This is a genomic window from Oleiphilus sp. HI0043 (assembly GCF_001634935.1).
In genome coordinates, this window is the sequence record NZ_LWEY01001500.1 from 1 (window position 1) to 13,911 (window position 13,911).

Annotated in this window: 14 protein-coding genes; all 14 read left to right on the top strand. The window is 45.2% G+C overall.

Annotated features, from left to right (window positions below):
* The first annotated feature begins 36 nt into the window (after positions 1 to 36).
* A complete protein-coding gene (locus A3729_RS21590) occupies positions 37 to 894 on the top strand; it encodes a peptidoglycan DD-metalloendopeptidase family protein (protein WP_197475974.1) in 858 nt (285 codons plus the stop codon).
* 116 nt (positions 895 to 1,010) lie between these two features.
* Positions 1,011 to 2,039, top strand: a complete 1,029-nt coding sequence (gene rpoS / locus A3729_RS21595) for an RNA polymerase sigma factor RpoS (protein ID WP_068513624.1) — start codon at positions 1,011 to 1,013, stop codon at positions 2,037 to 2,039.
* A 244-nt stretch (positions 2,040 to 2,283) separates the two neighbouring features.
* Positions 2,284 to 3,201 carry a hypothetical protein gene (locus A3729_RS21600; protein WP_082882136.1) on the top strand — a complete coding sequence of 306 codons (918 nt, stop codon included), beginning with the start codon at positions 2,284 to 2,286 and terminating at the stop codon, positions 3,199 to 3,201.
* Between the two features lie 6 nt (positions 3,202 to 3,207).
* On the top strand, positions 3,208 to 3,909 hold the full coding sequence (locus A3729_RS21605) for a hypothetical protein (protein ID WP_068511629.1): 702 nt from the start codon (positions 3,208 to 3,210) through the stop codon (positions 3,907 to 3,909).
* On the top strand, positions 3,906 to 4,601 hold the full coding sequence (locus A3729_RS21610) for a hypothetical protein (protein ID WP_068511626.1): 696 nt from the start codon (positions 3,906 to 3,908) through the stop codon (positions 4,599 to 4,601). Before A3729_RS21605 ends, A3729_RS21610 begins: the two co-directional genes overlap by 4 nt.
* Positions 4,602 to 4,659: 58 nt before the next feature.
* Complete coding sequence (locus A3729_RS21615) at positions 4,660 to 4,968, top strand: general secretion pathway protein GspB (RefSeq protein ID WP_156498067.1); 309 nt, start codon at positions 4,660 to 4,662, stop codon at positions 4,966 to 4,968.
* A 159-nt stretch (positions 4,969 to 5,127) separates the two neighbouring features.
* Positions 5,128 to 6,789 carry a pilus (MSHA type) biogenesis protein MshL gene (mshL, locus tag A3729_RS21620; protein WP_082870332.1) on the top strand — a complete coding sequence of 554 codons (1,662 nt, stop codon included), beginning with the start codon at positions 5,128 to 5,130 and terminating at the stop codon, positions 6,787 to 6,789.
* Between the two features lie 49 nt (positions 6,790 to 6,838).
* Positions 6,839 to 7,753, top strand: coding sequence for an ExeA family protein (locus A3729_RS21625; protein ID WP_068509832.1), 915 nt, complete (start codon positions 6,839 to 6,841; stop codon positions 7,751 to 7,753).
* Positions 7,750 to 8,967 carry a M48 family metallopeptidase gene (locus A3729_RS21630; protein ID WP_068509830.1) on the top strand — a complete coding sequence of 406 codons (1,218 nt, stop codon included), beginning with the start codon at positions 7,750 to 7,752 and terminating at the stop codon, positions 8,965 to 8,967. Before A3729_RS21625 ends, A3729_RS21630 begins: the two co-directional genes overlap by 4 nt.
* A 12-nt stretch (positions 8,968 to 8,979) precedes the next feature.
* A complete protein-coding gene (locus tag A3729_RS21635) occupies positions 8,980 to 10,743 on the top strand; it encodes a GspE/PulE family protein (protein WP_068509834.1) in 1,764 nt (587 codons plus the stop codon).
* A 24-nt stretch (positions 10,744 to 10,767) separates the two neighbouring features.
* Positions 10,768 to 11,994 (top strand): type II secretion system F family protein, encoded by a 1,227-nt coding sequence (locus A3729_RS21640; RefSeq protein ID WP_068554338.1) that lies wholly within the window; start codon positions 10,768 to 10,770, stop codon positions 11,992 to 11,994.
* 5 nt (positions 11,995 to 11,999) lie between these two features.
* Positions 12,000 to 12,575 (top strand): hypothetical protein, encoded by a 576-nt coding sequence (locus tag A3729_RS21645; protein ID WP_068508285.1) that lies wholly within the window; start codon positions 12,000 to 12,002, stop codon positions 12,573 to 12,575.
* A 95-nt stretch (positions 12,576 to 12,670) separates the two neighbouring features.
* Positions 12,671 to 13,174, top strand: a complete 504-nt coding sequence (locus A3729_RS21650) for a Tfp pilus assembly protein FimT/FimU (RefSeq protein WP_068554219.1) — start codon at positions 12,671 to 12,673, stop codon at positions 13,172 to 13,174.
* A 220-nt stretch (positions 13,175 to 13,394) separates the two neighbouring features.
* A complete protein-coding gene (locus tag A3729_RS34380) occupies positions 13,395 to 13,871 on the top strand; it encodes a type II secretion system protein (protein ID WP_068508280.1) in 477 nt (158 codons plus the stop codon).
* The last annotated feature ends 40 nt before the right edge of the window (positions 13,872 to 13,911 follow it).

Consider the following 13,911-nt stretch of genomic DNA (forward strand, 5'->3'; position numbering starts at 1 on the left):
ATATTATAGCTATATGTTATGGAGAGGTTTGTCGAATTGTTTACTTTTTATCCGCTTTGTAATTTGGCGTGTTTAAAAAATAGGCGACCTCTTGCTTTTGTAACGTTTTGTATCTTAACGCTATTCCTTCTGGCCTCCTGTACCTCTCCATCAATATATCTAGATAAAAACTTTAACCCTCCAGTCTACTTTGGGCAGCATGTTGTACGTAAGGGAGATACCTTATATGCCATCGCATGGCGCTATGGCCGTGAGATGAAGGAGTTGGCGAGAGAGAATGGAATAAAGTCGCCCTATGTGATTGTGCCGGGGCAAAAAATAAATTTAGAACGTCGCAAAAACTCACAGAAATCGAACTTGAAAATATCAAAATCAGGGTCTAAGAGAAGAGGGAATGTAACAGAACGTAAAGAAACTATGCAGAATGGTAAAAACGTAACAAGAGATAAAAAAACCAAGCACATCAAGAACATAAATTGGCAGTGGCCTCATCTTGGCCCGATACTTGCCATGTATTCTATAAAAGGTTCTGTAGGAACTTCCCGTTCAAGTGGAATGAGCAAAGGGAAGTCTGCGGGTACGACTCTCAATAAGGGGGTCGATATTACCGGCAATTTGGGTTCGCCAATATATGCGGCCGCTGATGGAGAAGTAGTTTATGCAGGCAATGGCTTGTTAGGCTACGGAAACTTGGTAATTATAAATCATAATGAAACTTACCTCAGCGCTTATGCACATAACCAGCGGATACTAGTTAAAGAAGGACAAAAAATAATAAAAGGTCGCAAGATCGCAGAGATGGGGAGCTCTGACTCAAAACAGGTAATGCTTCATTTTGAAATTCGGCGCAATGGTGAGCCGGTTGACCCAATGAAATATCTGCCTGCGAGATAAAACTATCCTAAAAGGGAAAAATGCCAGTTGCGAGGCTGGTAGCGTATTTATTTAAACAGCTAGGTTGCATCATCAAGGATCTTGATGAGCAAACAATAAAAAGCGAGGCAAGACAGATGTCAGCAGAAAGAGAAGCGTACTTTGACGATGTAGTAGAAATTGATGGCGTTGAATCAGAAGAGACAACGACTGAAAGTTGGGGTTTTGAGGAAGAGGCTGAGACAGTCGTCACTCCGATAACCGCGAAAAAGAAAGCTAAGAAGACAGGCATAGACGGTCGCTCATCAGAAAGTCAGTCATACCGTCAGCTTGATGCGACACAAATGTACTTGAATGAAATCGGATTTTCTCCGCTTTTATCCCCAGAAGAAGAAGTTTATTTTGCTCGCTTGGCGCAGAAAGGTGATGCGGCCGGGCGTAAGAGAATGATTGAAAGTAACTTGCGACTCGTTGTAAAGATCGCACGTCGCTATGTTAATCGTGGTTTGACTCTACTTGACCTGATTGAAGAGGGTAATTTAGGCCTAATTCGCGCAGTTGAGAAATTTGACCCAGAACGTGGTTTCCGCTTCTCTACTTATGCAACATGGTGGATTCGCCAAACTATTGAGCGCGCAATCATGAATCAGACGCGTACAATTCGTCTGCCTATTCACGTAGTAAAAGAGCTGAATTTATATCTGCGTGCTGCACGTGAGTTGACTCAAAAACTTGATCACGAGCCATCGCCAGAAGAAATTGCAGATTTGCTTGATAAGCCTGTTGCTGATGTTAAGCGCATGTTGGGCTTGAACGAGCGTGTTGCCTCTGTTGATATGCCTATCGGCGGCAGTAGCGACAAATCATTACTAGATACAGTTGCTGATGAGTCAGCGTCTGATCCTGCAGAGTTGCTGCAGGATAGTAACCTTAAAGGTAGCATTGATGGCTGGTTGGATCAGTTGTCTGGTAAGCAGCAAGAAGTTCTTTCTCGTCGCTTTGGTCTTCGTGGCTACCGTATGAGCACCTTGGAAGAGGTTGGTAAAGAGATTGGTCTAACTCGCGAGCGAGTTCGTCAGATTCAGGTTGAAGCACTTAAGCGACTCAGAGATATCCTTGAGAAGCAGGGCTTAAATGGCGAAACCTTGTTTAATAGTTGCTTCTAAGCTTCTTATGTATGCCGCAAATTTTGTGCAGGCATCAGAGTAAGTAAAAAATCCCCGCCTTTGGTGGGGATTTTTGCATTTACAGTTTTAAAATTCGCTGCTGCTGAGTCTGGGTCTTAATGTTGAATTCTATGTGGTATAAAACTTTTGCAAACAGTAACTTACTGAACTATTCTAACTAAAAGCTTTAAAAAGGCTGGTGGCGCTCCGATTCAGGGGCTTATTTAGATCTAGGGGCAGGTATTTGTTTTCGCTATTTAAAAAGAAATCGAAAGCTCAAGTAGTAGGGCTGGAAGTTCGCTCCAGCGGTATAGCTCTTGCTGTCGCTTCGAAAAATGAAGGCAAAAATGCGCTCATTACATTGTGTGATTATCGTGAGTGCAATGCGGCAGAGCGTGTATCAGTGCTGGAGTCACTTGTTGAAGAGCATGGCCTCGACGGTGCAACTTGTCGCGTCGTTTTGCCGGCAGATCAGTATCGAGTTTACCCTATCGAGAAGCCAAAAGTTGAAGAGAGTGAACTCGTCGATGCCGTTCGCTGGAAGCTAAAAGACCTACTCGACTATGACGTAAACGATGCGGTGCTGGATGTCTATGATTTTCCTCAGGATGCCCTAAAAGGACGTCCGGAACAGGTGAATGTTGTTTCCAGTCGGTCAGCTTTAATCCAGGATACCGTGAATCTCGTCAATAAGTCTGGTTTGGAACTAGAAACAATTGAGATCTCAGAGCTAGCGATTAGGAATATTGCCTTGCGACTAGCAGGTGATGATCAAAGACCCGTTGCGGTTTTATATCTTCGTCACGGTGCTGGAATGATTGTGTTGGTTAAAGGTGACACGCTTTACTTTTCCAGGCATTTTGACTTTTCTTTACAAGCGCTGAACGATGTCGCGCAGCAAAACTCGGTTATTCAGCAATTATCTTTAGAAATCCAGCGCTCATTTGATTACTTTGAAAGCCAGATGGCTCAAGTTCCTCCGCAAACGGTTGCACTGATGGGCCCTGCACCCAATATGCCATTAGCAAATATGCTTGGTGGTAGTATTGGCGCCAGAGTCGAACCGCTTGATATGTCCTTGTTTATGCAGGACGAGGCAAATCTGGGCCTTGAAGAAATTCAAGCTTTTGTCGCGCTCGCCAGTGCATTGAGAGAGGGGTAGAGCAATATGCAACAAGTAAACCTCTATACCGACGCTTTCAAACCAAAACGCGTAAAGTTACCACTCGAACAAATTATACTTCTGCCTGTTGTCACCTTGCTCTTGCTCATTGGTGTCAGCTTGTGGCTTAGCCATAGCTTAAAGCAGGAAGCTCAAGAGCTTGAAGTAATCAAATCAAAGAATGAAGAAATGGCAAAGCGCCTTGAAACACTAAGCGTTAAAGCTAAACGCATGAGAAAAGATGAGTCATTAGTCGCCGCTAATCAGCGTTTGCACGCTAAAGCTGAAGCTCGTCAACGAATGATCGAAATGCTAGATACGGTTGTAGTTAAAGATGATGAAGGCTTTTCTAATATTCTGCTCTCACTTGCACGCCAGAACTTAGATAAACTATGGTTGAACTCAATAATTATTGGCTCCTCAGGAAAGGAGATGCATATTGAAGGCATTACCCTGAACGGTGACTTGGTGCCCGAGTATTTGCAAAAGCTTCGTCAGGAAGACAGCCTCCTGGGGCGTACATTTACATTGTTTGAACTTGAAAAACACGAAGGGAAGAGACATTGGTTGAATTTCTCTTTGCGCTCTGAAGAGCACACTGCAGCACCTGAGGTGTTACTTTCTCGTCTTGATAGCAGTGAAGCAATACTCAACTATGCTAAAGACTCGGCTGGTTCTTCTGTAGAACAAGAAGGAGGCCAGAAATGAACCTTGAGAAATGGTACGAACTACGTGATAAAACAGCCGACCTAAGCCTTAGAGAACGGGCAATTATGGCGGGTACTGCTGTGGTGATCATTGCTTTTATTTGGCTGCAGACAGGCTTCGCTGATTATGAAAAAAAGCACAAAGCTAACTTAGCCAACAAAGCATCGTTGACACAAGAAACTGTTGAGCAAAGTAATCGGCTCAGTGAGCTGACTTCAGCTTTGGCTCACGACCCGAATGCAGCACTAAGGCAAGAGCAAGAACAATTAAAAGAGCGCCTGCAGGGCTTACGTTTAAAGATAGGGCAGCGTATGAGTAACCTGGTTGCGCCTGAAGATATGGCAAACCTTATGAAAAAGGTCTTATCTGACTACAAAGGCTTGAGCTTGCTAAGTGCCAAAAATCTACCGGTAGAGCCCTTGAACGTGAGTTTGGGGAGTACCACAGACGAATCAGATAAGACTAATGATAGCGCCATTTCTGCAGAGCCTCAGGCGGTTATATTTACGCATGGCTTTGAAATGGAATTGCGAGGAACTTATTTCCAGACGGTTGAATATTTACAGCAATTAGAAAGCTTGAGCGGCTTTTACTGGAGAATGCTGAGTTATAAAGTTGATCGGTACCCTAATGCGACGATAAAAGTTCAGCTCAGTACTCTGAGCCTGGAAGAGGACTGGATCGGTGTTTAAAACTACAATTTACAAGAGCTCTTTAGTATTAGTGTTTGGCTTATGCTTAAGCGCTTCATTGTCGCTGTCCGCCAAACAAACTTATAGTTTGCCTGGCGGTGAGGTCTTGTCTGACCCAACAGCGCCGTATGGGGAAAAGAGAAAGGCTGCCGCGAAAACCAAGCGCCGTATGCCGAACTTCTCTCTCAACTATATAATGAGCGCAGGGGATAACCGCCGAGCAATGATCAATGGCAAAAAAGTGTATGAAGGAGACTTTGTTTCCGGTGCGAAAGTAAGAAGAATTTCGTCGGAGTCTGTCTCGTTGGTGTATGACGGAAGAGAAGTCGTTTTGCACCTCAATAAAATCAAACAAATTCGAAAATAACTTTAAGCGGGCCTAAGCTAAGGTTTGGTCTGCGATATAAAGCCTATAGCTACATGATTGTGGCAGGCTCAAAAGTACAGAAGTGAGAACAACATGGTAAGGTCAAAAGGCTCGTATCAAGTAACAAAACAAGGTGCCCACAGTTTACTGGCATTTTGTATGTGCTTAATTCTATCTGCCTGTGCGAATAAAAATGCGCTGCTCCAGACACCAACCGCGAACACCACGTCGGCGGTTGATCAGATAAACGATACCTTGGATGAGGCGCTTGATGAGCAGAATGAGCCTTTATCTCCCCATGCGAATGAAGAAGTGCCGCTTGCTGTTGTTGACGCACTAACGCCACAAATTGGTAATTACAATAGTGCAATAGGAAAAATTGAGCCGCGCTTTGATATTGGCGTGAACAATGTTCCGGCACGGGATTTCTTTGCCGGCCTTGTAGACGGTACAAATAAAAATATGGTTGTTCATCCTGATGTTAGTGGCAGTATTAGCTTGCAACTCAGGGATGTAACGGTATCTGAAGTGATGAGCATTGCCAAAGATATCTATGGTTATGAATATGAGGAGTCAGGCCGACTTATAAAGGTCTTCCCTGCCGGGCTTCGTACCCAGATCTTTCAAATAAACTATCTGAATGTAAACCGAAACGGCGATAGTGAGACGCGCGTTAGCTCTGGACAAATTACTCAAAACTCAAGTGGAGGAAGCTCTTCCTCAAGTGACTCCGACTCAGATTCTGGCAGTGCTAGTACGCAAAGCAGCGGTTTCGGAACTCGTATTGCGACCACTAACCAGAACGATTTCTGGCAGCGTCTGGAAAGTACATTACAGCTGATTATTGGTAGTAAAGAAGGCAACTCTGTTGTGATTACTCCAAGCACAGGTATGGCCGTCGTACGTGCTGATAGCGACACGCTTGCTTCGGTGGAGCGTTACTTGGAAAGCTCAGAGTTGATACTTCAACGCCAGGTTATTCTTGAAGCGAAGATATTAGAAGTGAGCTTGAATGAAGGATATCAGCAAGGTGTCGACTGGAGCTTCTCACGTGCAAGTGATAGTTTGGACTCATCGGGCAACCCGAAAAATGGTGTGAATTTTACCCAGCTCGCACGTCAGGTGACGTCTGGAGATGTAGGAGGTGTTTTCGCCTCGACAATAAAGCTAGGTAACTTTGATACCACGATCAACCTGCTAGGCACTCAAGGAAATGTTCAGGTATTGTCCAGCCCTCGCATCGCAACGGTAAATAACCAGAAAGCTGTGATAAAAGTAGGAAGTGATGAGTACTTTGTAACAGATATCGATTTTGAATCTAATAGTGATTCGAACTCTACGTCTACAGACATTGATTTGACACCTTTCTTCTCGGGAATTGCCTTGGATGTGACGCCTCAGATTAGTGAAGATGGCAAGATTATTCTTCATGTCCACCCAACAATTAGTAAGGTGGAAGATCAGCAGAAAATTATTTCAGTCGGTGGTCAGGACTTGGATTTGCCTTTGGCATTTTCGAGTATTCGAGAATCTGACAGTATTATTACGGCAGAAAATGGTCAGATTGTTGTGATCGGTGGCCTGATTCAAAATCGAAGTTCGGATAATAATTCCAGCGTGCCTTTCCTGTCTGAGCTTCCTTTGGTTGGAGAGTTATTCAAGCAAAAAGGCGAACAGTCTGAGAAAACCGAGTTGGTTATCTTGCTTCGCCCAACGGTGACGAACCGTCGAGTCATTCGTCAGGATATCAAAGCAAGCCGAGACCGTTTTGGCGAGTTTAGAGATGTAATGGCTGCACCTGTCCAAACCAGTTTTTATTGAGGTTTGGACTTAAGTATAAGACTTGTCGTCTAAAATAGAGCAACTTGATATGTACGAGTCCTTTTTTGGCTTAAATGAAGCGCCATTCACATTGACCCCAAACACTCACTTCTTTCTCAAGTCGGAGACGCATCAACACGGTTTGGAAATGCTGTTATGGGCCTTGAATAACAAAGAAGGCTTTATCAAAGTGTCCGGAGAAGTCGGTACCGGTAAGACTTTACTGTGTAGGAAACTTTTAAACTCTCTCGAAGACCCTTTCGTTACTGTCTACTTGCCTAACCCCCATTTTTCACCGGCAACACTCTATTGCCTGATCTCTGATGAGCTCGAAGCTGCTTTGGAAAGCGCTAGTCCGGCAAATAGTGAAATAATAATTGAAGAGCCTAAACAGCTTGGCTCGGTTGCAACAGATCAGCATGTACTGGCTTTGGGAAATATCCAAAAAGCTTTATTGGCCTTGGCTGCACTCGATAAACAAGTCGTTCTGGTGATTGATGAAGCGCAATCGATGCCGGAAGACACTATAGAAGCCTTGCGCTTGCTCACCAACCTGGAAACGGAATCGGCAAAACTGATGCAGGTTGTACTCTTTGGTCAGCCAGAATTGGATGAAATGTTGAATAGCAAAAGTCTTCGACAGCTGCAGCAAAGAATAACGTTTCAGCATGAAATTCGCCCGCTCGATAGGGAGGGTGTCGAACAATATATTTCTCATCGAATGATCCTGGCAGGATACAGCGGTGGTCGTTTGTTTGAAGCAAAAGCAATTTCACTATTAGTGAGTGCATCCAAAGGTATTCCTCGCTTGGTAAATATTTTATGCCATAAGGCGCTGATGGGCGCCTTTGGTGAGGGTGTAAACCTAGTGACCGCGAAGCATATGAAAGCAGCGATTAAAGATACGGAAAGCGCACATAAACCCTGGTGGCGATCTATGCCTCTACCTGGAGCGCTTTCATGAGTTTAGTCAATGATATGCTTAGGGATCTGGAGAAGCGTAAAGCCCCTGAGCAAACCGGTTCCCTAGATACGGGCGTGTCTCGAGAAAGCATGATCGAGCCCAAACAAAGTAGCTTTAAGCAGAAAGATCTTATTTTGGTCGTCTTGGTCATTCTGGTGGCGAGCTTGTTTGCTTATATTCTTATGTCGACTGAGGAAAGCACTGTTGTCTCTGGAGATAGAGACAATAATAGTGAGCGGGCGGTTCAATCGGAAGCAGGGCTTTCACAGCAAGCGCCGACAATGCCTGTCGAAGAGCAGACAGTAAATGAAAAGCAGATAGCCGGGCCTAAATTACTCGAACCTGCTGTAGCGACGAAACAGACTCAGGTTTTGCAAGAATCTGCGCTAAAAGAAAAGAAAAGAGTGGAGCCGGTTGCCTCGGCTATTGTTGAGAAAAAAGCGCGAACAAGTGTCGTGGAAGAAAGCAAAGCAACGAAATCTGTTGTGGCAAAAGAGAGTCGTGAAGTCAAAAAGGCTAGCGATAATATTGTGACTCAGCCAAAAGTTGATAAGAGTACTGTTAGCAAGGGAGCTGATGCTGAGCCAAATTTGCAGACAAAAGCGAAAACCAAGGCCAAGCCGCTTGGTGTTGTTTTGTCTCCCTCTGCACTTGATTTAAAAATGGCATCAGATGCTATTTCATTATTTGAAATAGGTAAGCCAGCAGAAGCTTATGCTTTAATGCAGGCTTTTGTTGCCGAGAACAAGACTGTCGATAAAACGCTCAGCGTTTTGGCAAATCGCTTACTGCAAGACCAGCGCTTCAACGAGCTGTCGGGCCTGCTGGGCCGGGCGGGTAAGCCATTGAGCCCAGACCTGAGACAAGTTAAAGCGCGATGGATGTTGATGCAAGGGGAGCCTGAGCTCGCCGTTGCTTTACTAGAGCAGTCCTTGCCAGATATTGACAAGATGCCAGAGTACTTTGCATTGATGGCATCGCTATACCAACGAAATGGGCAATCAGGCAAAGCGTTTGAACAATACAGTCAGCTTATACAGAGCAACGACACGGTTGCAGACTGGTGGGCTGGTTTGGGGATTGCGGCAGACCAGCTTAAACAAGGGCGGCAGGCTGTATTTGCTTATCAACAGGCGATGACCCTGCCTGGTTTGAATCGTGCGCTAGAGAGTTATATCGGTCAGCGGCTGACAGCCCTGTCCTCGGTAAAGTAATTGAGTGAAGATATGAGTGAACCGAAAAAGAAAATTCGAATTGGTGACTTGCTGATACAAAACGGTGTTATTACCGAAGATCAGCTAATGACGGCCCTATCGGAGCAGAAAAAGACCGGAAGGAAGCTCGGTAAAGCGCTGATCGATCTTGGTTATGTTGATGAAGACAAACTTCTGAATTTACTGTCTCAGCAGTTGGAAGTGCCATTTGTTCACCTTCGTCATTACCAGTTTAATAACGACCTGGTTAATAAGCTGCCGGAGACATTAGCACGACGTTTCAGAGCGATAGTCTTAGATGAACAGCAGGGAGAGTTGTTAGTCGGCATGGCCGACCCGATGGATCTTATGGCCTTCGATGAGATTGGTCGAGCGGTCAACCAGCCTTTACGTCTAGCGGTTGTTCGTGAAAGCGAGCTCTTGACGACCATTGACATGGTTTATCGTAAAACAGAAGAAATATCTCACTTGGCTGGAGAGCTTGAAGAAGAGTTGGAAGATGATGCTTTCGACTTGGCTGAGTTAACCACGACCGGAGATGACAGTGAAGCACCGGTTGTAAAACTGCTGCAATCTATTTTTGAAGATGCGGTGCAGGCGAGAGCATCTGATATACATATTGAACCAGACGAAAGTGTGGTACGAATCAGGCAGCGTATAGATGGCATTCTGCAAGAGCAGGTGATGAAAGAGACACGAATCAATGCCGCCCTGGTACTGCGTTTGAAGTTGATGTCGGGCTTAAATATATCCGAAAAAAGAATTCCTCAAGATGGACGCTTTAACGTTAGGGTTAAGGCGCGGTCAGTGGATGTGCGTCTATCGACGATGCCTACGCAATATGGCGAGTCCGTGGTGATGCGTCTTCTTGATCAGACCGAAGGTATTCTGGGGCTGGACAAGGTAGGTATGCCCCCCAAAATACTCGAGCGTTTTAGAATCGCAGTGACACGTCCGCATGGACTGGTACTGGTAACCGGGCCGACGGGGAGTGGTAAAACGACCACTTTGTATGGCGCGCTATCTGAATTGAACAAACCAGAAGTAAAAATTATTACCGCAGAAGATCCGGTTGAATATCGTCTTCCGCGAATTACTCAGGTACAGGTTAACCCAAAGGTGGGATTGAATTTTTCTACCGTACTTAGGGCCTGTTTGCGTCAAGACCCGGATATTGTTTTGGTTGGTGAGATGCGAGACCAAGAGACCGCAGAAATTGGCTTGCGGGCGGCAATGACAGGTCATATGGTGATGTCGACCTTGCATACCAATGACGCGATTGGCAGTGCCATGCGTTTGATTGATATGGGCGCAGAGCCTTATTTGGTAGCGAGTTCTTTGGGCGGGGTGCTGGCCCAGCGTCTTATCAGACGGGTATGCCCGAACTGTGCGACCGAGTATCACCCAACGGAACAGGAGAGAATCTGGCTAGGTAGTATGGTCGCTGAAGGTGAAATCCTACCAGATAATTTCACTGTTGGAAGCGGCTGTTACCAGTGCAGTGATACCGGCTATAAAGGGCGAGTAGGTATTTACGAGTGGCTAGAAATGGATGATCGTACTTTGGGGGCGCTTCGTCGTGCAGACCCGGATGCCTTTGCTGAAGCTGCCAAGATGAATGCTTATTACGAGCCCTTGGATCGGTGCGCCTTAGAGTATGCGCGTCAGGGTATTACGACGATTGATGAGGTCTTCAGAATTTCTGCAACCCTTGATGAATTGGGGGCAAGCTTGGACGATGAGCTGGAAATAGACCTGGATGAACTCGATGAGTAACTTACTTGAAGGGTGGCAGGGTTAATGGCTCGATTTCAATACAAGGGGCGTGATGCAAAAGGGGCCCAGGTTAGCGGTGAACTGGAGATAGCTTCAGAGTCAGCTGCTGCCAATGAGCTGCTTAAAAAAGGTATTACTCCGGTTCAAATCAGTGAGCTGCAGGAAGCGTCAAAAAGTTTGGGCAGTATAAATATACAGCTGATCAAACCCAAAGTGACGCTTGATGAGCTGATTATTTTTTGTCGGCAAATGAATGCTTTGGCTCGCGCCGGTATTCCTATTATACGTGCAATGAAAGGCTTGGCGGATTCAACCAAGTCAGAAGTGCTTCGCGAGACACTCTTTGATGTTTCTCAGCGCCTAGAGTCAGGTGTGAATTTAGCTTCATGCATGCAGGCCCACCCCAAGGTCTTTTCTGATTTGTTTATTAGTATGATTCACGTAGGTGAAAATACAGGTCAACTTGAGGAAGCCTTTAAACGATTAAGTGAGAGCCTGGAAATGGAGCGTGATACACGTAAACGTATCAAGCAAGCGACTCGCTATCCAACCATGGTTATTTCTGCGATCTTCATCGCCTTGTTTATTGTTAACTTGTTCGTTATTCCAAAATTTGCCAGTGTCTTTGCCAAATTTGGTGCAGACCTGCCGCTACCGACTCAGATACTTGTGGCGACCTCTGAGTTTTGTTTGGCTTACTGGTGGCTGATTATCGGTCTTATTTTTGCGGGAATATATGCCTTTAAACAGTGGGTGGCGACGGAGAATGGCAATTATATTTGGGATAGGAAAAAACTCGGCTTTCCAATAGTAGGGGTTTTATTTGAACAGATCGCCTTATCACGATTTACCCGAAACTTTGCCATGATGCTCGCTTCCGGCATGCCGATTACTCATGCTTTGGCGATTGCAGCGGAGGCCTCGGGGAATAAGTTTATCGGTAAACGAATTATTGATATGAAAGTGGGAATAGAGCGTGGCGATAGCCTATTAAGAACGGCGCGTGCTACCGAAATATTTACCCCCTTGGTATTGCAGATGATGGCGGTTGGTGAAGAGACCGGCTCGATCGATAGCCTATTGGATGAAGTGGCAGACTTTTATGATGAAGAAGCAGACTACTCGTTAAAGCGCTTGTCTGAAGCAATCGAACCAATATTAATCGTTGCAATGGGCGGCATTGTCTTGGTCTTGGCATTAGGCGTCTTCTTGCCAATCTGGGACTTGGGCCAGGCAGCAATGGGACGGTAGACAGCGTGTATAAAGCGGAAGAAAAAACTGTTTATGAGCGCAGTTTCGGCAATCGCTATTTTGTGGTCGCAGTGAGCCTTCTGATTATTGTGTTCGCCTTGAATTGGTTGGCTGAACGTTTGAATCAAGAGCTAGTGAATGCCGAGCGTGTACAGTTTATTCATAGGCTTAAAGAACTCAATGCTGCTGTTACCTTGATGCAGGCATCTCTGGTGGCCCAGGATAGGCCGCAAGCAATGGCAGAGTTTGTGGGCGCAAATCCGATGAACTGGGTTCAGGATGACGTGACGCACTATGTTGGAGAGCAAGCTTTAGAGGAAAGTCAGCACCTAGCGGGTGTTTGGGTATTTGACCCAAAACTAAGAGATATTGCTTATCAGCCGCGCGATGTGTCAGTAGAGAGTTTGCGAGCGCAATTGCAGGGGGAGTTCTCAAGGATTGTTAGCGATGAACCTGAATGGCAGCGCCAAAGATATTCGCAATGGTTGCAATTTAGAGTAGTTGGTCTATTGTCAAAGGATAAAGTTCAAGCGAATAAACATTCAGAATATGAAGGATTAGTTCTGCAGCTCATGCCGTAAACCATGAGCGCAGTTTCTGAAGCAGGTACTTGGTTTTCAAAAACGGGTTTTCAAAAACAGGTTTCAATTTACATTGATGAAGAGAGTTTGAAGTTATGAAAAAAATGTCCGGCTTTACATTAATTGAGTTAGTGGTCGTGATTGCCGTGCTAGCTATTCTTTCTGCGGTGGCCTTCCCGAAGTTTGCTGAGATTTCTGATGAGGCGCATCGATCGGCTGTTGAAGGCGCTGGTGGTAGTTTTACCTCGTCGGTTTCACTGGTTAGAGCCCAGTGGCTGGCAAACGGTACCCGTACCGCCATTACAGACTTACCTGGATATGGTGAACCAGATAATGTTATCGATGTTAGTGTCGATGGCTGGCCAACAGGCGTAAATGGTAACACCAACCCCAGTGGAATGACCGCTGCTGAGTGTAATGCACTGTGGGGGGCATTAATGAATACTAATGGCCTAACGACGTCGACAGCCGTGGGTGAAGACTACCTGACAACGGTGAATTCTGGTGATTGTCGATATACCTATCAGGCAACAGTTGATGGACATAACGTTGAGTATGACCCGAACACCGGCACTGTCTATACAGATATTCAGCCTTAAGCAGTTTTATTAAGAAAGTAAGCTTTGTTGTTACGATTTTTAAACAAAAACATACATTAATGATGTGCGAAGTTTTAAAAGCATGTCTATAGTTAAATCAATAGATTAGTGAACGAAGTTTTAGTGCTACTTAAACTTGGCGTTAAGTCCAAGAAGCATTAACTTTTAATTTTAACGAACGAAAGCAGTAAATAATTATTAAGATTTAGGAGCTCTACTCATGAAGCGTCAAGCGGGTTTTACACTCATCGAATTGGTCATGGTTATCGTGATCTTAGGTATTTTGGCAGCCTTTGCATTGCCTCGTTTTGCAGACTTAGGTGGTGAAGCGCGTGCTGCAGCACTTCAAGGTGCTTATGGCGCGATGAGGTCTGCGTCATCCATAGCTCACGCAGACTATTTGGCTCAGGGCGATAACTCCTTGACTGAAATTACAATGGAAGGTCAGGTTATTCAGATGTTGAACGGCTATCCTGAAGCACAAACTGCTGGATCTGAAGGTATTCTTGATGCTGCTCAGATTACTGCTGCTGATTTCGATTTGGGTGGTACTCCAGGCGGTTTAGCAACTTCGACGGTTACAGTGACAGCTTCAGGTGTAACACCAGCTAATGCAGCAACTTGCCGTATTACCTATACAGCTGCTGCAGCAAATAATAGCCCAACTATTTCAATTGATGTTACGAATTGTGATTGATTAGTAGTTGTGTGAAAAAGCGCCGGTGGGCGCTTTTTTT

Excerpts from the sequence above, each read along its gene's own strand:
- A3729_RS21610 (WP_068511626.1), top strand. The coding sequence starts at position 3,906 with ATGAACCTTGAGAAATGGTACGAACTACGTGATAAAACAGCCGACCTA.
- A3729_RS21625 (WP_068509832.1), top strand. The coding sequence starts at position 6,839 with ATGTACGAGTCCTTTTTTGGCTTAAATGAAGCGCCATTCACATTGACC.
- A3729_RS21650 (WP_068554219.1), top strand. The coding sequence starts at position 12,671 with ATGAAAAAAATGTCCGGCTTTACATTAATTGAGTTAGTGGTCGTGATT.
- mshL (WP_082870332.1), top strand. The coding sequence starts at position 5,128 with ATGTGCTTAATTCTATCTGCCTGTGCGAATAAAAATGCGCTGCTCCAG.
- A3729_RS21640 (WP_068554338.1), top strand. The coding sequence starts at position 10,768 with ATGGCTCGATTTCAATACAAGGGGCGTGATGCAAAAGGGGCCCAGGTT.
- A3729_RS21605 (WP_068511629.1), top strand. The coding sequence starts at position 3,208 with ATGCAACAAGTAAACCTCTATACCGACGCTTTCAAACCAAAACGCGTA.
- A3729_RS34380 (WP_068508280.1), top strand. The coding sequence starts at position 13,395 with ATGAAGCGTCAAGCGGGTTTTACACTCATCGAATTGGTCATGGTTATC.
- A3729_RS21630 (WP_068509830.1), top strand. The coding sequence starts at position 7,750 with ATGAGTTTAGTCAATGATATGCTTAGGGATCTGGAGAAGCGTAAAGCC.
- rpoS (WP_068513624.1), top strand. The coding sequence starts at position 1,011 with ATGTCAGCAGAAAGAGAAGCGTACTTTGACGATGTAGTAGAAATTGAT.
- A3729_RS21635 (WP_068509834.1), top strand. The coding sequence starts at position 8,980 with ATGAGTGAACCGAAAAAGAAAATTCGAATTGGTGACTTGCTGATACAA.